The organism is Legionella clemsonensis (assembly GCF_002240035.1).
In the GTDB taxonomy this organism is placed as follows: Bacteria; Pseudomonadota; Gammaproteobacteria; order Legionellales; family Legionellaceae; genus Tatlockia; species Tatlockia clemsonensis.
This window is the reverse complement of sequence record NZ_CP016397.1, coordinates 1,632,146-1,655,297: the sequence shown is the minus strand read 5'-3', so window position 1 is coordinate 1,655,297 and position 23,152 is coordinate 1,632,146. Positions and strand designations below refer to the sequence as shown.

The window sequence follows — 23,152 nt, the reverse complement described above, 5'->3', positions numbered from 1 at the left end:
GGCCTATAATAGAAATATTAGTACACTAAAATATCTTTTGGGGTGGCGATGAAAGGTAAAGAACCCGAAGAAGGCGAGCTAGAAGGTAATGCTCTAGAGGAGGATGGTGAGCTAGAAGATGAAAAACTAGAGCAAAATAATGAATCATCGAAAGACAAACCACCACCGATAGTTGTTCGTAAAGATAGTGAGTTTTTTATTGCTATTGGCAAACAGGATATTCATAGTTTTGTCATGTTAGGGGTGATTAAAGAAGACGGGGTCCCTCAATTGTTAGCTAGAGTGGGTAAAACGGGTGATGTGGGAAATGCCTGTTTAGTTACAGCGGCCATAAAAGCACTTGGTCCAGGAGCTCCTAGCAGAATGCAAGAGGAACCGATGTTTGGGAAAACGAATAAAGCTATCGCTTATCAAGCCTATGCGATTAGTTATGAGCAATATAAAGAATTCTTAGAACTTATCGCTATCATGGAGAAAAGCCAACAGCAAAATCCAATAATAGAGGATGATGCAATGGGAAATAAAATAAAGTGTTATATCCCCACCAGAAGATCCGATGTAAGTAGAAAGGATCATGTAACGCTAAAGTACAGGGAGTTAAGCAACGTTAAATTTTCAACAGAAAAAATACAAAATGTGCCAGAATCAACCATAAAAGGTGTCCAAGAATTGCATATCACTAATACGTGTCGAACAACATCGATTAATCTTATCGAAGCGATCCTAGGGTTTAAAACGACTATTTCAAAGTATTTTTTTGTTAATCCAAATTACCAAACGGTGCTGCGCAATGGCAGCCCGGATGAGAATACCTTTTACATTCTTCCACCGCCACCGACCACAGTATTGGCAGGTTTTAGCGATAAGCAAAAACAAGTATCAACGCTTGAAAAAATCTATAAAAGATTGGAAGAAATTCCTAAGAAACATCCTGAGGATCCGGCGACTAGAAAAAAATTTGAGGCTCTAAAAACAATTTATCATAAAGCTGCAGGAGATAATACTCTGGATGCGACTACATTTTTGCAAAAAATACTGGAACATGAAAGGGATGTTCTTTACACAAAACGAGCCCCCAGCTTTTTTAGCAGAGTTTTATCATTGCCTTCATCAACTGAAAAAATGTTTCAAAAATTTGAAAAAGAATTTCAAGAAGAGTCATCAAAAAATATCGCTATTCCTGCCTCTTTTTTAAGATCGTAAGCAGTCTTTGCTGTATCCAATCATTTTCATCATCCATGTTCGCACACATCTGCCATTTGTTTTTAAAAATCGCTTATGATAAAAAGATTAACCCATTACAGAAATTAACTCGGTTTAGAATTTTTCATGGATGAAAATAAACACTTAGCCACCCATGTATGGATAGTTTGTGCGCTGGGATTATTCATTGACGGGTATGATTTGTATATTGCGTCTGTTGCTGAACCTTTTATTAATGCCTTATATCATCCCTCCGCTGTGATGATAGGATTTACTCAAGCGGCAGCACCATTGGGTGCTGCATTCGGTGCTATTGTAATCGGGCGCCTGGCTGATGCGATAGGCAGGAAAAGCATGCTTATCATGAATCTTCTGTTTTTTGTACTCATTGCATTATTGAGTGCTTGCGCCTGGAGTATTACCTCTCTTTGTATTCTACGATTTTTTTTAGGATTTGGCATAGGCGCAGATTATCCCATTTGTGCTGCCTATCTGGCAGAAATGATACCTGAAAATAAAAAAAATCAATTCATTGCTACCGCCATGTTTTTAAATTGTTTGGCATCTCCCGTCGGTGTCATTGTAGCCTGGATAATGTTTAAATTATATCCTCATATGGAAGTGTGGCGCTTAATGTTTGCTTCAGGTGCAATTCCGGCTTTAATCGGCTTGCTATTGAGAGCAAGATTACCCGAAAGTTTTTTATGGAAAACTCATCAACAACTCAAATTGGCCTCCGAAGAACGTTTCTTTTTTCACTACAAAAAGCTGCTTTCCCCAAGCATGATAAAAACCACTTTGTACTTATGTCTATGCTGGTTCTTGCTCGATATTTCTTATTATGGAATAGGTTTGTTTACTCCCTATGTTTTACAAGCATTTAATGTTTCCGTTGAAACTAATTTGAGTGTCGCTCAAGCAGACGTTCTAAAAAGTACATTATTGGTGAATTTGTTTGTTTCTCTAGGGGCATTTTCGGCTATATTTGTTGTGGCAAGTGTTCCTTTGCTGAAGTTGCAGAAATGGGGTTTTCTGCTGTCATTTCTAGGTCTCTTGCTTCTCAGTATCAGTTATCTGTCATCCAATGTAGGTATAATATTTACTGGTTTTATTTTATTTAATTTCTTTATTAATTTTGGACCTGGATTAACCACTTACTTACTGCCCGCAAAATTTTACAAGCCAGACTGTAAGGCTACAGGACATGGATTGGCTGCCGGAGCTGGTAAGCTTGGAGCATTCTGTGGCACGATAGTTTTGCCTGTGCTTCAAGTGCAACTAGGAATTTATCTAACGACTGCTATTTTATCTGGAACGTTGCTGCTCGGTTGGTTGTTGACCAAGCTTCTGGAAAAAGAGCAGAGAAAGTTAAAAGTAAAAGATAAGTTTTTAGTGTCAGAACCAATACTATCATCTGTTTAATGGGGAAATTATGTTTTATCAATTAAATGAAGAGCAACGACGATTTTGGCAGCAACATGGATTTATCACCTTATCTGATTTTTTTCCTCTTCATATTAAACGGCAGCTTAAAAGCTGGTGTGATGAGTTAACTGCCTTGCCAGAAACTCCAGGAAAATGGATGAAATACTATGAAAAAAATAATCAAGGAAGCCGCCAGCTTTGTCGCATAGAAAATTTTATTGACTACCATAAGTCTTTGAATGAAATTGCAAGTGGTGAGCGTACTTTGGCTCTTGTCTCTGAATTAATGGGTGAGCCTGCAGCTATCTTCAAGGAGAAAATTAACTACAAATTTCCTGGTGGCGGTGGCTTTAAGCCGCACCAGGATGCTCCTGCATTTGTAAGTTTTAACCAAAAATTTCATATTACAATGATGGTGGCTATTGATGACTGTACACTTGAAAATGGTTGTTTACAAGTGGTCGAAGGTGGCGCTAATAATCCGGTAATTCTTCCGCAGGAGATTGATGGTTCTATTCAAAAAAAGATAGTGGAAAGATTGGTATGGTCACCGCTTGTGTGTGCAAGCGGCGATGTTATCTTGTTTGATTCTTATCTGCCCCATTATTCTGAATCTAATCGCAGCAATAGTTCTCGTCGAGCTATGTTCATTACCTTTAATAAATTTTCGGAAGGCGGTAGAAAACGGGAAGAGTATTATAAAGATAAGCGGGAAAAATTTCCCCCAGACTGTGAGCGTGATCCAACCAAAGATTACTCTGCAGGGGCGGCAGTCTACAATGTGGCTAATCCAATCAATCAATAATACAGACAATGAAAATTAATTTGGAAAATAAAATTAACAATACGCTCGATTGTTTAATTCAGGCAGCTCATTCTGATTATATTGGGGAGTCTGTTTCCCAGTTGGAGCATGCTTTGCAGTGCGCTTATTTTGCTGAGCAAGCAGGGCATAGCCGGGAAGTCATTCTTGCCTGCTTACTGCATGATATTGGCCATTTTGCCTCACCAACACAGCAGTTTAGCATGGATAATTTAGGCATTTTTTATCATGAGTGGATTGGGGCCAAACTGGCTTATGACTTAGGAATGTCAGCCAAAGTTTGTTTGCTGATTGGCTATCATGTGGAAGCAAAACGCTACCTTGCTGGCAAAAATTCAAACTACTGTACCCGTCTTTCTCCAGCAAGCAAAGGGACTTTAAATTTTCAGGGTGGAGTAATGCTTAATGAGGAGATGAAAAATTTTGAGGCTCATCCTTTCTTCAAAGAGATTTTGCAGGTAAGAATTAATGATGAAAAGGCCAAGATAATTGACCTTGTTGTTCCAAATCTTGAGTATTATCGCTCTCATCTAAAAGTGCATTTTCTTGACATCACTGAAAATCGTCAGTCCAATATTCCTTTACCACATCATGTAAGTGCGTCATGGGTCAGAGAGTTTAAAGCATTTCTGGAAAAGGAATCTTTAATCACTAACTAAGATAAGTTAGGTGATCTACTGGATTGTAGTAATGCTAATAAAAAATTAAACAAATTTATTTTTATGGTTAAACTATGTGATCAGTTCCAAGAAATTTGAGGAAAGGATGCGTAAGCTACCGATTATTTGTTTTATTGCTTTCATCAGCCTTAACACGGCTGCAAATAATTTAAAAAATTCACAGAATCCAGAAGTAACACGTTATATTGAAAAAAGTTGGGATATCCTAGTTCGGGATAATCATCATCTTTTAAAATCTCAGCACGATGCGAAATTAACAGCTCAACGGCTAATTATTTATGTATCGAAAGAAGAAGATATTAATGCGATTCGAAATGAGGCCATAAAAAAATTTCCTCCAAACAAAAATCGTCTAATCGAGTTTCGCTATCTTCCAAAGGATATAAGTACCATAAGCGAACATGGATTGCTCTATCTACCTTATCCTTATGTGGTTCCGGGAGGACGTTTTAATGAAATGTATGGCTGGGACAGTTATTTTATAGAACTAGGTTTACTGGAGCATAACCGCTTTAATCTTGCCCGCCATATGGTGGATAACATCATTTATGAAATCAATCACTACGGTACTATTCTTAATGCAAATCGCAGTTATTATTTAGAACGTTCGCATCCTCCATTACTAACTGAAATGATATTAGCTTATTATCACCGCACAGGGGATAAAGAGTGGCTGGCAAAAACACTACCAGCTATTAATAAGCTATATCAATATTGGATGTCACCACCTCATTTTATTGCTGAGCTTGGCTTGTCACGTTACTATGCAATGGGAGAAGGGCCATGTCCTGAAGAATCCTTAAGCTATTATGCCAAAGTCACTGATTATTTTAAGACTCATCAAATTAATGACTATGACAAATCAATGTACTACGATAAAAAAACGAATCAGTTAACTCCTCTGTTTTATCGAGCTGATCGCACGGTTAGAGAGTCTGGTCTGGACATTACCGCAAAATACGGCCCATTCAGTGCTGCAATTTTGGACTACGTTCCAGTTGATTTGAACGTTCTTCTCTATAAACTGGAGGAGGAGGCTAGTGAAATTCACCGTATTTTAAATGATTTTCCCGCCGCTCAAAAATGGAGGGAGCTGGCTGTAAAACGTGCTGAGCGTATTAACCGCTATTTATGGGATGAGCAAAAAGGTTACTACTTTGACTACAATTTTAAAAATAAAGAATTGCGTCCTTACATTTATGCCACTACATTTTATCCTCTCTGGGCAGGCATTGCTTCAAAAGAACAAGCTACTGCAATTGTCAATAATCTACCCAAGTTGTTAGCGAAAGGAGGATTGCTGACCAGTACAAATTATCCAGGCTTTCAGTGGGATGCTCCTTTCGGTTGGGCTCCCTTACAGTATTTCGCTGTGTATGGCTTAAAACGCTATGGGTATACTGATTTAGCGTTGGATATTGCGCAGCGATTTGTTAGCACTGTCAACAAGGGGTTTCTGGAGGGTCATACTATTTTTGAAAAATACGATGTTGAAACGCTCAGCGTTAAAACGAAAGATAAAATAAAATATAGTTATTCCAGCAATGAAACTGGTTTTGGTTGGACAAACGGGGTTTATTTGGTTTTTCTTAACTTAATAAAGCAGCAGAATCCGCTGTTAAAAAACCCTACTCATGTGCCACTTTGATTTTAATAGTAAACAGGCACCTGGTTATCAGTTCATATAAACAGTGTAACAGTGGACTCAGTACTGTACGCCAAATGAGTAAAAAATGTAACTTTGGCTTAAACTGTCGATAGCAATGTTCTTCTTAACCCATAAAAATTAGAAATTGGAAGTAAATTAGATGTGAAATGTTTCCTCTCTTGAGTCCCCACAAATCAATTTATTATCTGGATTAAATCATCTTCAGGCAAGGTCGGTAATGCCTGTTTAATTTTATCAGGAGTATCGATTTTTAAAGCATCAAATAGAAACAAAAGGCATCGTTTTGATTCTTCATCTTCTTCTGAAATGTAGCCTGAAGCCAGATTGGATAACGGCGTGATAACCTCATCCTGATCGTCAAAATCACGAGTAATTTTTGCAAAAAAATCGGCTCCATTATCAATTAATCTCTGTAAAAATTCATTAGAAGGATATTTTTCAGGACAGGTTTGATCATCACCAAATAACAAATGTATGGGTGTTGTACCGTGTTTCGTAGGTGCATTAATAGAAGCTCCTGCCTCTATCAAAATAAGCATGCCTGTATGGTAGGATTCTGCAGCAAAAAAATGTAAAAGGGTTTGTCCAAAACTTCCTGCTTGCGATAATTTATTGGCTATAATGGCAGTTTCCATTTTATTTAAAAAAGCCAGAGCATTTTCCAGTTCTGTTTCTAAAGCTGCTCCTTTAGCGATTGTGCGTAAAGTTTCTATATAAGAGGAAACCTGTAAAATTCGCGCAGAATCATTTGAATGCTGTTTAACGTAGGTTACGATAAAATCGGCAATACTGGCAGGATTTTGCCCTTCCAGTATTTCTTTGAAATTGGTTACTTGACCATTTTCAAGGGAGAACTTTTCAGTTTGATAGCTTTCAATAAAAGTGAAACTTGGATCGTCCTCTTCGTTAATTAATTTCCCTTCAACAACAAACTTAAACGTATTTTCTGCAATCTTTTCTAAATCACTATAGCGTTTTTTAAAAAAGAACCAAAGGGGTCTAAGCCCTCAGTTTTTGCCTTTTTTTCAATCTGTTCTGCAGTTTTTAATTGTTCTTCTGCTTCCCTTTTATGGGTTTTTTCCTGCTCCTGATTTTTCTCGTCTTTAGCCATAAAGTTTTCCAATATTAGGATTTTGTAATACTATTTTAATATTAATTAATAGTGTTATTTAGTCACTTTTTCAAATTTCTCCTTCATTGCTCTTACATTTATTTGTTTGAATAGTGAGCAAGGCATAATCGTTAAAAATGCGTTAAAAAGCACAGACATTATTCTATAACCTAACTCAATACACTAGAATATGAACAAAGTTTATGAATGTTAGAGGGTAAAATGTCAGCTGAATCGAGAAGTAAATATGAAAATAGAAGGGATGAACGATCAAAAGCTCTTGAAAATAATCCCTGCGGTATTTGTCGTGCTTCTGGTATGCCTGTTTGCAAAGGTCACGGCGGTGGTGGTGGCGGTGGCGATGAAGCTAAAGATGAAAACTTCAACAATGAGAATGCCCCCACCCCAAAATATGTACCTAAAACTATAGAAGTTAAAACATTATCTTCTTATCTGGAAAATAGTGAGGTTTGGAATTCGGAAGAAGATTTTCTTTATCATTTTAAAAATGATTCAGCTATATTTTCGATTGAATTGGATGCAGCTAAGGGATTAATTCATTTTCAAGGTAATGAACTTCTCAGTGCTGACGATGAAAAGGATCTAAATGAGCTTTATGATAAGATTGAAGATGAGCTTAATAAGTTTACTGATGAAGTAGATGCACAAAATATTAGCCGCTCAAGAGAAGGGGATAACTTGAGACTTAATATCCCTGATCCAAAATTAAAATTATATGATCAATTTGTTACGAGACTTCTGAATAAAAATTTAATTCCGGACAACAATTATAAGACAGATATTGCCTATAAGGCTGATCAAAATGTTGAACTAAAGGTTGATGAGAAAGGAGTTGCTACCTCTTATAAATCACCAAATCCATTTGATATATCAAGTGGACCAAAGCCTACAAATGGCTTTAAAGAGTAATTAACTTGACCTGAAATCATTGATGATTTTTGCAAATAACTAACTTGCTTCTAATCTTATGAAAGTAAAGCGATCTATTTATCTTCGGGATGGGTTCATGCTTTAAAACGGTCAAGATTGAAACTATCCTGTACGGAGATTTGTTTATAATAAATATCGCTTTAGATTATTTTCAATACATTATGCCTAAACTATCTAGTGATGCATTGCAAAAAATAACAGAGCCTGCTCATATTTCAGCTGTAGGTTATGCTTATGTTGAATCGAAAGAAAAAGGCAAAAATGAATTTACAAGAACGTCAATCACTATTGGCAAGAAAAAATCACCGATAATATAACTGCCGTAGATACTAATACACGTTTTCCAGCAGCCTCGTTGAGCAAAATTGTATTTACTTATCTGGTATTACAATGGGCAAAGGAAAATAAACTCGACCTAGATGAACCATTACATGATATTGTCAAGAAAAAACAAATCGAATTGGATAAACCCTTGGATCATGTTCTGAAATATGACAGATTCGTGGACAAGGGAGAGTATCCCAGATGCAACATGCTGAAGGAGTGTCGGAACATGAAATATCAGAAGCAGCTAAGCTAGACTCCGTACGAGAAGTAACTCAACGATATTGAAATACTTTAGACCCTGCTCGGAGTGATGCGGAAAAATATTCAGCAACGGCTGAAGATGCGGTAGGAAAAGATAGTTTGCCTTCTCCTTCACATGATAAAAATCCTATTGTAAATATAATTGGATTACCAAAATTAATTAAAAATTAAGATGCCGGAATCTATTTAATTTTTGGATAAAGCTTAAAATTCGATATCGCATTGACATTCTCAATTATTTTACTTTAAGATTAAAAGTTAATTTTAAGAAAATATTAAAGGTAGGTTTATAGCGCCATGAAAGTTACCTCTTAAGTCCGCCCATCTATAGGGTAAGGAGAGAAAATCATGATTGATTTTCTATTTTTTATTGTCCTAAAAGACCTACTTAAGAGTAATCATGACCCATAAACCGATTCAATTTAAAGACCTAGGTCTTATCTATCCGCACAAAACTTGTTTTCAAGACTTCAATGGTGAAATTCATTTTGGTGAGCGTATTGCACTCATTGGCCGTAATGGCTCAGGAAAATCAACCCTACTCAAGATGCTGTGTGGTCTTTGTTTGGCCTCTGCTGGTGAAATTAAAGTGCCACAGGATGTTCATTTTGGTTATTTACCCCAAGTGATTGAAGAGTATCCTGAGTTAAGTGGTGCTCAACGATTAAACCAAATATTGACCAAGATATTGTCTGATAATCCTAATGTTTTGTTGTTAGATGAACCCACGAATCATCTGGACAGCCGTAATCGTCGTTCTTTAATGCGCATGCTTAAGCATTATCCTGGGACATTGATCATTGCCTCTCATGATACAGAACTCATCAATACAGTCACAGATACTCTATGGCATATTAATTTAGGGCAAGTGACTGTATTTAGAGGAGCTTATTTTGATTATCAACAAATGCTTGAAGACAAGAAAGCATCGATTGAACAGGAGTTATCAAGGATTGCACGACAGAAAAAAGAATCACATCTTGTTTTAATGAGAGAACAAGAGCGTAACAAGCGTTCGCGTGTGCAAGGTGAAAAAAAGATAGCTCAACGCAAGTGGCCAACAATTCGTTCTCACAGCAAACTAGCTAATGCTATTGTAACGGGAGATAAACGATTAAGTCGCATTAACCATAAAAAACAACAATTGCTAGAGGAGCTCTCTTCTTTTGACCTTCCTGAAGTTATTAAGCCCAAATTTAAATTAAATGGCCTGGAGTATCATAAGTGCTTAATAAGGATTCAAGATGCTTCTATTACTTACAAGTCTGAGTCTGTGATTCTAGATGATATTCATTTTTACCTTAGTGGCTGCGAACGGGTGGCATTGCATGGGGACAACGCATCAGGTAAATCAACCTTTGTCAAAGCAATATTAAAAGATAGACAAATTATCAGGACAGGCGAATGGACTGTTCCTAATTGGAATACGATTGGCTATCTCGATCAGCATTATCAACATTTGAGCTTGAATGAAACGGTCTTGGATTTAATGAGGTCTAAGATGACCCATGCCTCTCATGCAGAAATTCGTGCTCATTTAAATGATTTTTTATTTCGAAAAAATGAAGAAGTAGAAATTAAGGTTAAAAGTCTTTCAGGCGGTGAAAAGGTAAGACTATCGATGGCGTTGATTGCAGCTCAACCACCAAAATTACTTATTTTAGATGAGGTAACCAACAATGTAGATCTGGAAACACGTACCCACATCATTGAGGTGTTGCGCGATTTTCCAGGGGCTATGTTGGTCATCTCTCATGATAGGGACTTTTTAGAATCGCTTCATATTGAAACTAAGTATCAGATTCATCAAGGAAAGATTCACTATTGCAATGATGCCAATTTAGAAGGTAATTAAATATAAAGCTAATCCCTTACCTAATCATTTAGGCTCTTGCTGGCATTTTTAAAATTATATAATGTCATAGTTGTTTTATTCATCCTGTTAGCGGGATTTTGGGGGATTATTTAATAGCTTATTGATTAAATCCTTCATTAATACTTTGGCGTCGAATAAGAGCATGGATATGTGCAGGAAAAAACCTTTCCAGGTATAAGACAAGATTGCCTTCCTACCTCATGAGATTGCGATTACATGAGATGGAAAGACGGCCTATATCATCAATTTCGGCATCAGAGACTACGACAGTGGCTCTGGTATTCCAGGAGTATCAATTTCGGTAGTCGATCTACTCCCGCTTAAAAGAGTTTGGGTATGATAGACAGCTTTAAACCAAGAGACTGGGAAGATCGCCACTCGGTAGGGTGGGAAAGAGCGACACAAGCACAACTTGATGATATCGTTCGATACAATTTCATTGGATTCAGGAGGAGATTTATTTTTTGATTAATTGCTCAAAGTGAGGAAGACATGGTTAGTCGCATAATAAATAAAAACATCCAGATTTACAGCTACCCCAATGAGTTTGAAACTTGTTCTGGCTCATTAACCATCGGTGATTTACATGGAAATCCGGTTAAAGCTCTGCATATTCTTTTTCGCCATAAAATAATTAAATTTAAAGAAGATGTTCAATCACCTCATTCAGTTTATGAGCAATTCGTTAAAATTTATGATCAGTTTGGTGAAATTCTTCAAATTTGCCTAGAAAACAAAACGCTTCAACATTTTCAAAAAGTCAAAATTGAGAATTGTTTGGCGCAAATAGCCCATATCAATCAGAAATTAATGCTGCTAGATAGTCAATCAGATCAATATCAGTTATTAAAGCAAGATAAACAACAGTGGTTCGATAAATTATCGAGTACCACGTCTTCTAATAAATTAATTGAAGAAAGATTTAAGGAGATTAAAGATCAAGTTGTTCATTTGATTGGACAATTTAATTCGTTGATGGACAAGTTGGAAATTAATAATCACAAGGTGTTAATAAGATTTCTTGGTGATGAGTTCGCTGATAGAGGCAATTGTGATTATTTGACTTTAAGAATTCTAGATTTTTTAACCACTAATGATTTAAAAACCACTCACTTACTTTCCAATCACGGTTGTGAATTTATTTATGCTTATGAAAAAATGGTGCAGAGTAGTGTATTCGAAAACGCAGGGTTTATTCCCGATTTCCAAACCCAGTCAATTCAGGGACTTAAACTATTGTTAGACAACAATGTTATCAGTTGTGAAAAACTAACCACATTAATTAACAGAAGCTTCAAGCCTTCTCTAAAAATTCTTGATTATACCTTAAATGAACATGGCATTAGTTTATTTACCCATGCGCCAGTACGATTTGATAGCATTGAATTGCTGGCAAGACGGTTAGACGTTATTTACGATGGTTCAACTAAAGAGGCTTTAGGGCGTACTATCGACCAAATCAATCATCAATTCTCTTCTTTTGTGAATTCAAATAACATACATACTCTATTTTCAACTGCTGAAATCAAGGATGTAGCCCATATGACCGCGGAAGAACGTGTCGCTTGGCCGGCGGTTTATTTGACCTGGAATCGCTGGACAGCAATGAAAGACATAGAAGAGACACGTCCAGCCGGCAAAAACGGGTACTCCCTAACTTACGTACATGGACATGATATTTTTGAGAGTAAGCTGGCCTATGTCCATAATCTCGACACACTTTGCGGTAAGGAAGCACATAAACTAGAAGACAAAAAAATTGATGAATATATGAAATTTTTGATGGATCATAAGTACAATGTGGGTGACACAACAGAAGCAGAATATTATATGCGCAATGTTCTCCGGTACAAAGTAATTGATTCTGATGAGTATGGCTTACGGTCTAAATTAATTAAATCGCAATCTTCAGAAAAAAAAAGCTCGCAAGAAGATTTTGATGCGGATGGAAGTATCAAAAAATTAAGCAAACTAGGTGAGCCTGTTTCTTCTGCTGTTGTAGTAATTACCATTGAGGAAAATAAAGTCTTGCCAATTTTTAATCCGCAAGATAGCAGCATTACAACCATCAATTTTAATTCTCATACAACGGAGAGTAATTTCTTCACTGCAGGCCAATAATTTTTTTTCGGTTCGACCCTTCCGAGCCAAAAACATTTGTGTTTTGACCTTTATTTCGGGAGTGATTTTTGCTTTGGTATTAATTTAAATTTTTCCAAGGTTTACGTGAAGGATTAATTCAGTCACTGCGTTCCTTCTCACCCTTCGGGCTTTGCGCTCTTCGCTTCGCATTTTATCAAACCTCCGACCTTGGTTCGTAGCCAATGGGTATCGCGAGCTACGAGCTACAGGGTCAGATCTTGTCTTTTGCCTATTGAAACAGTTTGAGGTCATTTAGAGAAAGCAAAAAGCAAGATCTGACCCCTTGTCTGTTATATATGCTTATTTTACTCACCACCTTTAAGGTGAAAGAGAGTTGAGATTGAATTGTTGCAACGAGTTGTTAGGTAATATTACCCATTTAGTGTGCTCGTCAAGAGACTTATAATTGGGCATATTGTTTAATTAAGATCATCATCGATTGCCCCACCATAAATAAAGAAAGAATGAAACCTGCGTGCAGTTTGCTTTCTATCCGTAAAGTTAGCGATGAAGGCATAAAAGCATGGTGCTAGGTTTGATGATAAGAGAGATAGTATGAGATTAAGTGAAGACGGCAAGATCCTGTTGAAGGTTGCTAATAGCGACATCAAAGAAGATGGTTCTTTTGATATTCCCGACGGGGTCAACTCTATTGATGATTTTGTATTTAATGGTTGCATTGGCTTGCAAACCATCACCATTCCTGAGGTGGTCACCTCTATTGGTCATTATGCATTTTTCGATTGCAGTAGACTTCAAGCTATCACCATTCCTGAAAGTGTCACTTCTATTGGTAACGGGGCATTTAGAGGCTGCATTGGCTTGCAATCCATTACCATTCCTGAAAATGTCACCTCTATTGGTCATTGTATATTTTATGGTTGCAGTGGTTTGCAAGCTATCACCATTCCTAAAAGTGTCACTTCTATTGGTAATTGTGCATTTAGAGGCTGTATCAGCTTGCAATCCGTCATCATTCCTGAGGGAGTTACCTCTATTGGTGTTTGGGCATTTGGCGGCTGTATTGGCTTGCAAATCATCACCATTCCTGAAGGGGTCACTTCTATTGGTAGTTGGGCATTTAGCGGCTGCATTGGCTTGCAAACCATCACCATTCCTGAAGGAGTCGTCTCTATTGGTGATGAGGCATTTAGCAATTGCTCAAGTTTGCACAGCATCATGATTTCTGGCAAGGAAGATGCTTCTATAGAGCGAATTATCAATTTATTACCTGATTATTTAAGAGACAAAGTAATTTTAAAAGATGTAGCGGAAGCTGCTTTTCAAAAGTGCAAGGCTCAGCTTTCCAGAGTGGCTCAAACGTCGGAAATAAATCCGCTATATCGCTATTTTAATTGTGGAGCAGGATATATTTCCGAGATTACAGTGAAAGAGGATGGAAAAAATATATGCAGCAAGCTTCCAGATGATATTTTTAAGTATATAAACGGCTATTTAGTAAACGATAATCCTTATTACAAGAAAGCAAAAACCCGTATGCATCAAGTGCCTTTGCCCAAAAATAAAGATGAGATAAAGGCTTATGAAAATGCCTTGGAAAGTATAGCCAATGAATGCATAGCAAAAGCGAAAGAGTTTAGTAACTCACTGTTTTTAGTGTTACCCAAAGGATTAAGAGAGTCTTTATCGCAATTAAGAGGAATGACGCTTAAAAAAGAAGATAAGCAGGAAGGTTATCTTAATATCGCTGATGCTGTGAATAATCTTCATCAAAAAATACTGCAAAGTTTTGAGAAGACCTTTCCCACCGATGTCACGCAATTTAAAAAAGAGTGTAAGGATGCCATTGAGAAGGTTCAGCTTGTTTTGGCTGGTGAAGGATATCAACCTGTCACAGTGACAGGCCAGCATTTCTCTTTCTTCAAAGCAGAGGTTGCTGAGAAGGTCAGTGCGCTGGAGAACACTGTACGAGGTATCAAAAACTTCTAATGCAATGAATCATTTCAGCCAGCCAAGCTGGCGATTTACCCTGGTTGGTAAATGAGTTGGTGGGTAAAGTTACCCATTTAGTACCACCCCTAAAAGGCTTATAATTGAGCACAATGTTTAATTATAATGTCATCGCTTGGCGCCACCATGAGATAAAGAAAGAATGAAACCTGCGTGCAGTTTGCTTTCTATCCGTAAAGTTAGAGATGAAGTCATAAAAGCGTGGTGCCAGGTTTGATGATAAGAGAGATAGTATGAAATTAAGTGAAGACGGCAAGATCCTGTTAAAGATTGCTAATAGTGACATCAAAGAAGATGGTTCTTTTGATATTCCTGAAGGGGTTGTCTTTATTGGTGAGGGGGCATTTTACGCTTGCAGAGGCTTGCAGTCCATTGCTATTCCTGAAAGTGTCACCTCTATTGGTGATTGGGCATTTGATGGTTGCAATAGCTTGCAGTCCATTGCTATTCCTAAAGGGGTCACCTCTATTGGTAAGGCGACATTTAGCGGCTGCAGCGGTTTGCAATCCATTACTATTCCTAAAGGTATTACCTCTATTGGTAATGGGGCATTTGGCGACTGTACTGGCTTGCAAACCATCACCATTCCTGAGGGTGTCGCCTCTATTGATAATTATGCATTTAGCGAATGCATTGGCTTGCAATCCATCACCATCCCTGAAGGGGTCACTTCTATTGGTGATTATGCATTTAGCGGCTGTATTGGCTTGCAATCTATCATCATTCCTGAAGGGGTCGTCTCTATTGGTAATGGGGTATTTAACCGTTGCTCAAGCTTGCACAGCATCATGATTTCTGGCAAGGAAGATGCTTCTATAGAGCGAATTACCAATTTATTACCTGATTATTTAAGAGACAAAGTAATTTTAAAAGATGTAGCGGAAGCTGCTTTTCAAAAGCGTAAGGCTCAGCTTTCCAGAGTGGCACTGGCGCCGGAAATAAATCCGCTGTATCGCTATTTTAATGCGAAGGCCCCGTATATTTCCAAGGTTGAGGTTGAAGTAGAAGTAAAAAATAAGGATGGAAAAAAGGAAATTAAAATTATAGAAGAAGAATGTAGCAAGCTTCCCAATGACTTGTTTCGGTACATGAACCACTTTTTAGTGAGCGAGAGTCCTTATTACAAGAAAGCAAACACTCGCGTGTCTCAAGTGCCCTTGCCCAAAAATAAAGATGAGATAAAGGCTTATGAAAATGCCTTGGAAAGAATAGTCAATGAAAGCATTATAAAAGCGACAGCGTTTAGTCAATCACTCTTTTTACTGTTACCAAAAGAATTAAGAATATCTTTAGCGCAATTGAAAGCAGTTACCCTTAAAAAAGAAGACGGCAAGCCGGATGGCTATCTTAACGTCGCTGATGCGATAGATACTCTCCATCAAAAATTACTGCAAAGTTTTGAGAAGACCTTCCCCGCTGATCTCACCCAATTTAAAAAAGAGTGTAAGGAGATCATTAAGGAGGCTCATCTTGTTCTGATTGATGAAGGGTACCCACCTGTCGCAGTTACAGGCCAGCATTTCTCTTTCTTCAAAGCAGAAGTTGCTGAGAAGGTCAGTGCGCTGGAGAACACTGTACGAGGTATCAAAAATTTCTAATGCAATGAATCATTTCAGCCAGCCAAGCTGGCGATTTACCCTGGGTTACATGAAGGAAGCAACTTAAATAGACTGGTGTATATGCTTATTTTACTCACCACCTTTAAGATGAAAGAGAGTTGAGATTGAATTGTTGCAACGAGTTGTTAGGTAATATTACCCATTTAGTGTGCTCGTCAAGAGACTTATAATTGGGCATATTGTTTAATTAAGATCATCATCGATTGCCCCACCATAAATAAAGAAAGAATGGCTCTACCCCAAATGTAGGGGCACTTTAATCAGATTATAGTAATCTAACTCTTTGATTCCGCAATCAAAAGAGGATTAAAGTGCCAAGAAAAGATATTATCCTAAATTTACCTGGCTATACAATAGTCAAGGTGACAGGAAACAATCCTGTTTATATTGAAGTAAGATATACTCGAGTTGTGCGTTGTATTTACTGCAATGGCAAGCGATTAAGGAAGAAAGATAGCTTTAATCGAAAGATACGTCATGAGTCTATCGGATTACGTTATAGCTATTTACTTATTAAATCGCATAAGTTTCAGTGCTATGGGTGTAAGCGCTATTTTAATCAGCGTTTTCCGGGGATAGGTAAATACCAGCGAGCTACAGAAAGCTTGCGTAAAGAGGTGTTTCACCATCATACAGAGGGTGTTAGTCAAAAAGATTTAAGCCGTCATTTCCATACAGGCAAATCAACGATAGAACGTTGGTATCATTATGGTTATGAACGGCAAGAGAAACGGATTACATCACCCTTATGTCCTCGTGTATTGGGTATTGATGAACACTCGTTTACAAAGAAGCAGGGCTATGTAACTACCTTATGTGATTTAGGTAAGCATAAGGTTTTTGATATTGTTAAAGGCCGCTCAGGGCGAGATTTAGAGGCTTATTTTAAAACATTGGAAGGCAAAGAGCGTGTACGTGTCGTGTGTATCGATTTAAGTAGCAGCTATCGGGCTTTGGTGAAACGCCACTTTCCTAAGGCCAAGATTGTGGCTGATCGCTTTCATGTCATCCGATTAATTAACCAACTGAGCATGCAAACCTTTCATCAAATTGATCCCACAATGAAGTATCAAAGAGGCACACTCATGGCTTTGAAGACAAAGCCAGAGAATCTAACGTCATTACGTTTAAGCAAACGCGACCAATACCTGAAACAACAACCCGCGATTGCTGCGATTTATGATTTTAAACAACAGTTGCATGAACTATTAACTAAGAAGCATTGTACAGCAAAAGAGTGTAAACGCTTATTACCGCAATTCTTGGAAATGGTTAAAGAACTAAAGCAAAGCGCTTTTCAATCGCTTAGAACTTTAGGAAATACACTATTTAAATGGAGAGAGGAAGTCGTTAGAATGCTTCGTTTTACTAAGAATAATGGAATAACTGAAGGGTTTCATCGAAAGATGAAATTGATTCAACGCAGGGCTTATGGGTTTAGAAATTTTGAAAATTATAGATTAAGAGTTAGAGTGCTTTGTGGATGAGTAAAGTGCCCCCGGATTTGGGGAAGACCCCATTTGGTCACAGTGACTTACGATCCTCTACCAGGGTTTTCGTAAGTCCTTGATTTTACTGATTTAAATGGCGCGCCCGGAAGGATTCGAACCTCCGACCCCCTGGTTCGTAGCCAGATACTCTATCCAACTGAGCTACGGGCGCGTGTACGTGGCGGAGAGAGAGGGATTCGAACCCTCGATGGGATTTCTCCCATACTCCCTTAGCAGGGGAGCGCCTTCGACCTCTCGGCCATCTCTCCGTTCAATGGAGGCGAAGTATAGCAGGTATTTAGCCTACGTCAACTCTCTTTAAAAATGTTTTTATTATCAATTCGCTAAAAGCTTACAAAAGCGCAGGATAACTGCTATCTTTTATAGGATAATTTTTAACGATTGTCAGCTGCATGGCAACTATCAGGAGGAGTAATGAAGCTCAAATCGAATTTAAGCGGCAGAGAGGTATATATAGTTGATGGTAGTCGGACACCATTTCTTAAGGCAAAAGGAGTAGGTCCTTTTACTGGTTCAGATTTGGCCGTTGCGGCGGGTATGCCATTGTTAAATCGCCAGCCTTTTTTACCTACTGACCTGGATGAGGTAATCATTGGTTCTGCCATGCCAGGCCCTGATGAAGCAAATATTGCCAGAGTAGTGGCTTTGCGTCTTGGCTGTGGAGAAAAAGTTCCAGCATTTACTGTCATGAGGAATTGTGCTTCCGGTATGCAAGCACTTGACAATGCTGCTATGCAGATTGCCAGTGGTCGTAGTGACTTGGTTCTTGCTGGAGGTACTGAAGCAATGAGTCATGCGCCTTTATTGTTCAATCAAAAAATGGCCTCATGGCTAGCCAGTTGGTTTGCCGCCAAAAGTATGGGACAACGGGCAGTACTAATGACTAAATTCAGACCTTCCTTCCTGGCCCCGGTTATTGCCTTGTTGCGTGGTTTAACTGATCCCATTGTTGGCTTGAATATGGGCCAAACTGCTGAAAGAGTTGCCTATCGTTTTAACATTACTCGTGAACAAATGGATGCTTTTGCTTGTGAAAGTCATCGACGATTGGCCGCTGCTTATGCAGAAGGACGAATGGAAGAAGTTGTTCCGATCATTGATAGCAAAGGGCGAGTTTATCCTCAAGATGATGGAATACGTGCCGATTCAACCGTTGAGAAACTGGCAAAGCTAAAACCTTATTTTGATAAAAAATATGGTATGGTAACCGCAGGTAATAGTTCACAGGTTACTGATGGTGCTTGTTTACTAATTTTAGCGAGTGCTGATGCAGTTAAAAAATATAATTTATCTGTAATAGGACGTATAGTAGATTCACAATGGGCTGCTCTCGATCCATCGCAAATGGGGTTAGGACCTGTCCATGCGGCCACACCTATTATGCAGCGTCACAATTTAAAACCTGCGGATTTTGACTGTTGGGAAATTAATGAGGCGTTTGCTGCACAAGTTTTAGGTTGTCTGGCAGCTTGGGAAGATGAAGAATATTGCCGTACGCAGTTAGGTTTAAAACAAGCAATGGGTGCGCCATCATTAGGTCGATTAAATATGGATGGTGGTGCAATAGCGGCGGGACACCCAATAGGTGCAAGTGGGGCTCGCATTGTATTACATGTGCTTCAAGGACTAAAACACCATAATGGAAGTCGAGGTATGGCTGCTATCTGTATAGGTGGCGGACAAGGGGGAGCAATGTATCTGGAACGTGTGACAGAGGTGAAAGGACATGAGTAATTATAAACACTGGGAATTGCAAACTGATGCCGACCATATTGCCTGGTTAGCAATAAATCGACAGAATGCAGCTGTCAATACTATAAATCACGAGGTTTTGGATGAATTAAACAGCCTTTTACAAGAGATAGGACAACGCTCAAATTTAAAAGGCCTAGTCCTTTATTCGGCAAAGAGTAAAGGTTTTATTGCGGGTGCTGACGTTAATGCTTTCTCACAATTTACAACACCTGCTGAGGCTGTTGATTTTTTAAGAAAGGGTCAGGCCGTATTCTCCCGTTTGGAAGCGCTGTCAATACCCACTGTGGCCATGATTGATGGTTTTTGTATGGGAGGTGGATTAGAATTAGCATTGGCTTGCGATTATCGCGTTGCCAATGACGATAAAGATACGCGTATAGGTTTACCTGAGGTGATGTTGGGTATTCATCCTGGATGGGGTGGAACCGTACGCTTGCCAAGACTAATTGGTGGGTTTGATGCACTTTCTAAAGTAATTTTAACGGGTGCACCTCTAAGTGCAGAAAAAGCCAAACGTTTCGGTATTCTGGATGAGGTTGTCCCGCTAAGGCAATTAAAGCGAGCAGCGATTTATTTTGTAAAAAACAAGCCATCCAAGCACAAGCCGAGCTTCTTGCAATCAGTAACCAACTATTCCTGGGTTCGCGCATTACTAGCACCTCTTTTACGCAAGCAGGTTGCTAAACGTATATCAAAAAAGCACTACCCGGCACCGTTTGCTGTAATTGATCTCTGGGAGAAAGAGGGCGGCATTGGGGAACGTGCTTATCTGAAAGAGGCTGATTCTGTTGAGCAGCTTATCAGTGAAGGTGACACAGCGCGCAATCTTATCCGTGCTTTTTTATTACGCGAGCGGATGAAAGCTTTTGCGAAAGACAGTGATTTTAAAGCACAACATGTTCATGTTATCGGTGCTGGTGTGATGGGTGGTGATATTGCTGCCTGGTGCGCTTTACGCGGATTGCACGTCACTTTGCAAGATAAATCCCATTTGCAAATTGCCCCTGCTATTGGCCGGGCACATGCCTTATTTAAAAAGAAGCTACGTAAGCCTCGCCTAATACAAGCCGCGATGGATAGATTGATTGCTGATCCTGAAGGTTATGGCATTGCACGAGCTGATGTGATTATTGAAGCTGTATTTGAAAATCTGGAAGTTAAGCAAACTATTATGAAGCAGGTAGAAGCGAAGGCTAAAAAGACTGCGATCATAGCCACTAATACTTCTAGTATCCCTTTAGATGACATTAGTGAAGTCATGATTAATCCCAAACGTTTGGTTGGCATCCATTTCTTCAATCCAGTTGCTAAAATGGAGCTTGTAGAGGTAGTCAGTAGTTCCAAAACTTCGAAAGAAGTCGGTAAAGATGCCTGCGCATTTGTCAACCAAATTGGCCGCTTGCCTCTACCTGTTAAATCAAGTCCAGGATTTTTAATCAACCGTGTATTAATGCCATACCTCATGGAGTGTGTGCAATTGCTTGAGGAAGGTTACAGCGGTGAGGAAATTGATAAAGCTGCTAAAGATTTCGGTATGGTAATGGGGCCAGTTGAGTTGGCTGACACGGTAGGCATGGATGTCTGTCTGGCTGTAGCTGAAAATTTGACTGCACATTTCGGTGGAACTGTGCCTCAACGGCTGCGAGATATGGTTAAAGAAGGCAAACTTGGTCGTAAAACAGGTGAAGGTTTCTATCGCTATAAAAATGGAAAACCAATTAAGCAGAAAGTAGCAGCTACCAAGCCTAATAAAGATATAACACATCGTTTAATTTTAAGAATGGTCAATGAAGCTGCTACTTGCCTACGTGAAGGGGTTGTTGCCGATAGTGATTTGCTGGATGGAGGAATGATTTTTGCGACAGGTTTTGCGCCATTCCGTGGTGGTCCAATGAATTATGCTAAGCACTTTGGTCATGATAAGCTCAATGAGCTTTTTGCTAAATTGGAGGCCCAATATGGCGACCGGTTTAAAGCAGATGTAAGTTTGTAATTCAGTGATTTATTTAGCGGCAAGCATTATCTTGCCGCTTTTTTGAAAAAGCAAGAGTATGAAACGGTTAAGTCGACTACAGAGACTGACTCTGATTGTCAGTTTACTTACGCTACAACCATTATGGGCTATTTCTTTTGTGCTTCCTGAGAGAGAGGATATTATTGGCGAGATTCAATATGTTACTCCTGAAATGGGAGAGACTCTGAGCGAAGTAGGAATGCGCTATGACATTGGTTATTACGAGATGGTTCGCGCTAATCCCCACGTAAACCCTCACAATCTTTTAAATGAGCGCACCACTGTACTGATTCCTTCGCAGTTTATTTTGCCCCCAGCACCGCGTGAAGGGATAGTAATTAATTTGGCAGAATATCGTCTTTACTATTTTTTACCTGACGAGAATATTGTTGTTACTATGCCAGTAGGTATTGGTCGTGAAGGTTGGACCACCCCTATAGGCAAGACAAAAGTGATTGGTAAAGAAAAAAATCCTGTATGGCGGCCAACAGCAAATTTATTGAAAGAGGCAGCAAAGCATGGGGTACAAATTCCCGGAGCATTTCCAGCAGGAGAGGATAATCCGCTTGGCAGGCATGTACTACGTCTTGGTTGGGCTACCTATCTTATTCATGGCACTAATCGACGGGATGGTGTAGGGGCCAGAGTAAGTGCAGGATGTTTAAGAATGATGCCGGAAGATATGGAATATCTATTTAAACTGGTAAAAGTAGGAACACCGGTACGTGTATTGAATAATCCGGTTAAGTTTGGTTACTTGCAGGGGGAATTGTATATACAGGTACATCCTCTTCTTGCAGAGCAAAAAAATCAAAATTTAAGCACATTGGCTGAGATACAACTTAAGCGAATAGCGATGCTTAACAATATTAAAAAAATAGAATACAGGCTGAACTAAAGTCTCCAAGCGGTATTCCCAAAAAAATAAGCTAGAATATCCTGCTTTTTGCGCAATGGAAACATAATCCGTGAGTGATTAATAATACGATTGCACTTGCTAGCAAATCAACAGGATAGTGCCAGCCTAATAGCACGCAAGAGACTATTAACAAACTATTAATGGGTAATAACAGCAAAAAAATAAAGCGTGACCAACGCATTAAGTAAAGACAAAGCCAAGCCCAAATTGCGTGAAAGGAAGGAAAGGCAATCATTCCTCCTTCAATGGTTGAGGGAGGAATGTGTTGGTGAATTTCTTGAAATTTAATTCCCGTTGCGTACTGTGCTGAACTAAAGAGCTCGCTCTTGAGCACCGTTGCGGGTGCTAAAGTAGGGTAAAAATAATAAATTGTAAAACCTAGCAAAGCACTGATAAGTAACAGACAATAAAATTCTCTCAGGTAAGAAAATTTTCGTATGACGATAGCAATGAGCGGTAAAACACTCATTTGATAAGGTAAACTGTCATAAATGTAAACCAGTATTTGAGTTAACAAGGGATAACGTTGAGTCCATCCAACAATAGCGACTATATTAATGTTTAGCGCTGCTTCCAATTCTATTAAAATTTCATCGACAGGAGTGAAGGGCGTGTATTGGACTGCGTTAGTTGCAAAAGCAATCATCGACATAACAAGGAAATAGTAAATTAATTCTCTGGTCATTTTAACTACAATACTTGCTTTGCCAAATTGTATATAACTTCCCAGAAAGCCCAGAAAAAGAAGTAGGGCAATTAACATAGTATTAGGTGGGAAATAATTGTTGCCGGGAAATTTATAGATGAAATAATTAACAGCTAGAGCTACTGATGCCAATACGCCAAGAATAAAAGCAGAAACAACCGAGCAATAATGAAAATTTCTTGGCATTTG

19 protein-coding genes and 2 tRNA genes are annotated in these 23,152 nt (G+C 38.7%); 16 read left to right on the top strand and 5 right to left on the bottom strand.

What is annotated here, in order from left to right; all coding sequences use genetic code 11:
• The first annotated feature begins 48 nt into the window (after positions 1-48).
• The 5 genes from clem_RS07165 (at position 49) to clem_RS07145 (ending at position 5,779) form a co-directional block, all read left to right on the top strand.
• On the top strand, positions 49-1,203 hold the full coding sequence (locus clem_RS07165) for a hypothetical protein (RefSeq protein ID WP_094091006.1): 1,155 nt from the start codon (positions 49-51) through the stop codon (positions 1,201-1,203).
• Between the two features lie 126 nt (positions 1,204-1,329).
• The gene (locus clem_RS07160; RefSeq protein ID WP_094091005.1) at positions 1,330-2,625 is read left to right on the top strand and encodes an MFS transporter; all 1,296 of its coding nucleotides are present in this window, start codon (positions 1,330-1,332) and stop codon (positions 2,623-2,625) included.
• A 10-nt stretch (positions 2,626-2,635) separates the two neighbouring features.
• Positions 2,636-3,433, top strand: coding sequence for a phytanoyl-CoA dioxygenase family protein (locus clem_RS07155; RefSeq protein ID WP_094091004.1), 798 nt, complete (start codon positions 2,636-2,638; stop codon positions 3,431-3,433).
• Between the two features lie 8 nt (positions 3,434-3,441).
• Positions 3,442-4,110, top strand: coding sequence for an HD domain-containing protein (locus clem_RS07150; protein ID WP_094091003.1), 669 nt, complete (start codon positions 3,442-3,444; stop codon positions 4,108-4,110).
• A 106-nt stretch (positions 4,111-4,216) separates the two neighbouring features.
• Complete coding sequence (locus clem_RS07145) at positions 4,217-5,779, top strand: trehalase family glycosidase (protein ID WP_094091002.1); 1,563 nt, start codon at positions 4,217-4,219, stop codon at positions 5,777-5,779.
• 194 nt (positions 5,780-5,973) lie between these two features.
• On the opposite strand, the gene clem_RS07140 is transcribed toward clem_RS07145, so the two are convergent.
• Together clem_RS07140 and clem_RS14805 are read right to left on the bottom strand one after the other, a co-directional pair.
• Positions 5,974-6,435, bottom strand: coding sequence for an ankyrin repeat domain-containing protein (locus clem_RS07140; protein WP_094091001.1), 462 nt, complete (start codon positions 6,433-6,435; stop codon positions 5,974-5,976).
• 323 nt (positions 6,436-6,758) lie between these two features.
• The gene (locus clem_RS14805; RefSeq protein ID WP_157698198.1) at positions 6,759-6,911 is read right to left on the bottom strand and encodes a hypothetical protein; all 153 of its coding nucleotides are present in this window, start codon (positions 6,909-6,911) and stop codon (positions 6,759-6,761) included.
• 207 nt (positions 6,912-7,118) lie between these two features.
• Here clem_RS14805 and clem_RS07135 point away from each other — a divergent pair, with 207 nt between their 5' ends.
• The 8 genes from clem_RS07135 (at position 7,119) to clem_RS07100 (ending at position 17,545) form a co-directional block, all read left to right on the top strand.
• Complete coding sequence (locus tag clem_RS07135; protein WP_094091000.1) at positions 7,119-7,841, top strand: hypothetical protein; 723 nt, start codon at positions 7,119-7,121, stop codon at positions 7,839-7,841.
• Positions 7,842-8,023: 182 nt separating this feature from the next.
• The gene (locus clem_RS14800; RefSeq protein ID WP_157698197.1) at positions 8,024-8,179 is read left to right on the top strand and encodes a hypothetical protein; all 156 of its coding nucleotides are present in this window, start codon (positions 8,024-8,026) and stop codon (positions 8,177-8,179) included.
• 38 nt (positions 8,180-8,217) lie between these two features.
• Complete coding sequence (locus clem_RS15410) at positions 8,218-8,442, top strand: hypothetical protein (RefSeq protein WP_094090998.1); 225 nt, start codon at positions 8,218-8,220, stop codon at positions 8,440-8,442.
• Between the two features lie 408 nt (positions 8,443-8,850).
• Positions 8,851-10,305, top strand: a complete 1,455-nt coding sequence (locus clem_RS07120) for an ATP-binding cassette domain-containing protein (protein ID WP_094090997.1) — start codon at positions 8,851-8,853, stop codon at positions 10,303-10,305.
• 513 nt (positions 10,306-10,818) lie between these two features.
• A complete protein-coding gene (gene wip / locus clem_RS07115) occupies positions 10,819-12,447 on the top strand; it encodes a Dot/Icm T4SS effector Wip (protein WP_094090996.1) in 1,629 nt (542 codons plus the stop codon).
• Positions 12,448-13,023: 576 nt separating this feature from the next.
• Positions 13,024-14,418: a leucine-rich repeat domain-containing protein gene (locus clem_RS07110; RefSeq protein ID WP_094090995.1), complete on the top strand. Its 1,395-nt coding sequence runs from the start codon at positions 13,024-13,026 to the stop codon at positions 14,416-14,418.
• A 254-nt stretch (positions 14,419-14,672) separates the two neighbouring features.
• Complete coding sequence (locus clem_RS07105) at positions 14,673-16,037, top strand: leucine-rich repeat domain-containing protein (RefSeq protein ID WP_094090994.1); 1,365 nt, start codon at positions 14,673-14,675, stop codon at positions 16,035-16,037.
• A gap of 332 nt (positions 16,038-16,369) precedes the next feature.
• Positions 16,370-17,545 carry an ISL3 family transposase gene (locus tag clem_RS07100; protein WP_094090993.1) on the top strand — a complete coding sequence of 392 codons (1,176 nt, stop codon included), beginning with the start codon at positions 16,370-16,372 and terminating at the stop codon, positions 17,543-17,545.
• Between the two features lie 98 nt (positions 17,546-17,643).
• Here the strand turns inward: clem_RS07100 and clem_RS07095 are convergent.
• A tRNA-Arg gene (locus clem_RS07095) sits at positions 17,644-17,720 on the bottom strand.
• A gap of 7 nt (positions 17,721-17,727) precedes the next feature.
• Positions 17,728-17,817: transfer RNA gene (locus clem_RS07090), tRNA-Ser, on the bottom strand.
• Between the two features lie 166 nt (positions 17,818-17,983).
• Here clem_RS07090 and clem_RS07085 point away from each other — a divergent pair.
• From clem_RS07085 to clem_RS07075, 3 genes are read left to right on the top strand one after another with little or no spacing between them, the layout of a single operon-like run.
• A complete protein-coding gene (locus clem_RS07085) occupies positions 17,984-19,303 on the top strand; it encodes an acetyl-CoA C-acetyltransferase (RefSeq protein ID WP_094090992.1) in 1,320 nt (439 codons plus the stop codon).
• Positions 19,296-21,317 (top strand): 3-hydroxyacyl-CoA dehydrogenase NAD-binding domain-containing protein, encoded by a 2,022-nt coding sequence (locus clem_RS07080; RefSeq protein ID WP_094090991.1) that lies wholly within the window; start codon positions 19,296-19,298, stop codon positions 21,315-21,317. The genes clem_RS07085 and clem_RS07080 overlap by 8 nt, the downstream gene beginning before the upstream one ends.
• Before the next feature lie 58 nt (positions 21,318-21,375).
• The gene (locus clem_RS07075; RefSeq protein ID WP_094090990.1) at positions 21,376-22,236 is read left to right on the top strand and encodes a L,D-transpeptidase family protein; all 861 of its coding nucleotides are present in this window, start codon (positions 21,376-21,378) and stop codon (positions 22,234-22,236) included.
• Between the two features lie 31 nt (positions 22,237-22,267).
• On the opposite strand, the gene clem_RS07070 is transcribed toward clem_RS07075, so the two are convergent.
• The gene (locus clem_RS07070; protein ID WP_094090989.1) at positions 22,268-23,149 is read right to left on the bottom strand and encodes a phosphatase PAP2 family protein; all 882 of its coding nucleotides are present in this window, start codon (positions 23,147-23,149) and stop codon (positions 22,268-22,270) included.
• Positions 23,150-23,152: the final 3 nt, after the last annotated feature.

What these genes read in the sequence shown, in the direction of transcription:
- clem_RS07165 (WP_094091006.1), top strand. Translation starts at nt 49, where the DNA reads ATGAAAGGTAAAGAACCCGAAGAAGGCGAGCTAGAAGGTAATGCTCTA.
- clem_RS07160 (WP_094091005.1), top strand. Translation starts at nt 1,330, where the DNA reads ATGGATGAAAATAAACACTTAGCCACCCATGTATGGATAGTTTGTGCG.
- clem_RS07155 (WP_094091004.1), top strand. Translation starts at nt 2,636, where the DNA reads ATGTTTTATCAATTAAATGAAGAGCAACGACGATTTTGGCAGCAACAT.
- clem_RS07150 (WP_094091003.1), top strand. Translation starts at nt 3,442, where the DNA reads ATGAAAATTAATTTGGAAAATAAAATTAACAATACGCTCGATTGTTTA.
- clem_RS07145 (WP_094091002.1), top strand. Translation starts at nt 4,217, where the DNA reads ATGCGTAAGCTACCGATTATTTGTTTTATTGCTTTCATCAGCCTTAAC.
- clem_RS07140 (WP_094091001.1), bottom strand. Translation starts at nt 6,435, where the DNA reads ATGGAAACTGCCATTATAGCCAATAAATTATCGCAAGCAGGAAGTTTT.
- clem_RS14805 (WP_157698198.1), bottom strand. Translation starts at nt 6,911, where the DNA reads ATGGCTAAAGACGAGAAAAATCAGGAGCAGGAAAAAACCCATAAAAGG.
- clem_RS07135 (WP_094091000.1), top strand. Translation starts at nt 7,119, where the DNA reads ATGTTAGAGGGTAAAATGTCAGCTGAATCGAGAAGTAAATATGAAAAT.
- clem_RS14800 (WP_157698197.1), top strand. Translation starts at nt 8,024, where the DNA reads ATGCCTAAACTATCTAGTGATGCATTGCAAAAAATAACAGAGCCTGCT.
- clem_RS07120 (WP_094090997.1), top strand. Translation starts at nt 8,851, where the DNA reads ATGACCCATAAACCGATTCAATTTAAAGACCTAGGTCTTATCTATCCG.
- wip (WP_094090996.1), top strand. Translation starts at nt 10,819, where the DNA reads ATGGTTAGTCGCATAATAAATAAAAACATCCAGATTTACAGCTACCCC.
- clem_RS07110 (WP_094090995.1), top strand. Translation starts at nt 13,024, where the DNA reads ATGAGATTAAGTGAAGACGGCAAGATCCTGTTGAAGGTTGCTAATAGC.
- clem_RS07105 (WP_094090994.1), top strand. Translation starts at nt 14,673, where the DNA reads ATGAAATTAAGTGAAGACGGCAAGATCCTGTTAAAGATTGCTAATAGT.
- clem_RS07085 (WP_094090992.1), top strand. Translation starts at nt 17,984, where the DNA reads ATGAAGCTCAAATCGAATTTAAGCGGCAGAGAGGTATATATAGTTGAT.
- clem_RS07080 (WP_094090991.1), top strand. Translation starts at nt 19,296, where the DNA reads ATGAGTAATTATAAACACTGGGAATTGCAAACTGATGCCGACCATATT.
- clem_RS07075 (WP_094090990.1), top strand. Translation starts at nt 21,376, where the DNA reads ATGAAACGGTTAAGTCGACTACAGAGACTGACTCTGATTGTCAGTTTA.
- clem_RS07070 (WP_094090989.1), bottom strand. Translation starts at nt 23,149, where the DNA reads ATGCCAAGAAATTTTCATTATTGCTCGGTTGTTTCTGCTTTTATTCTT.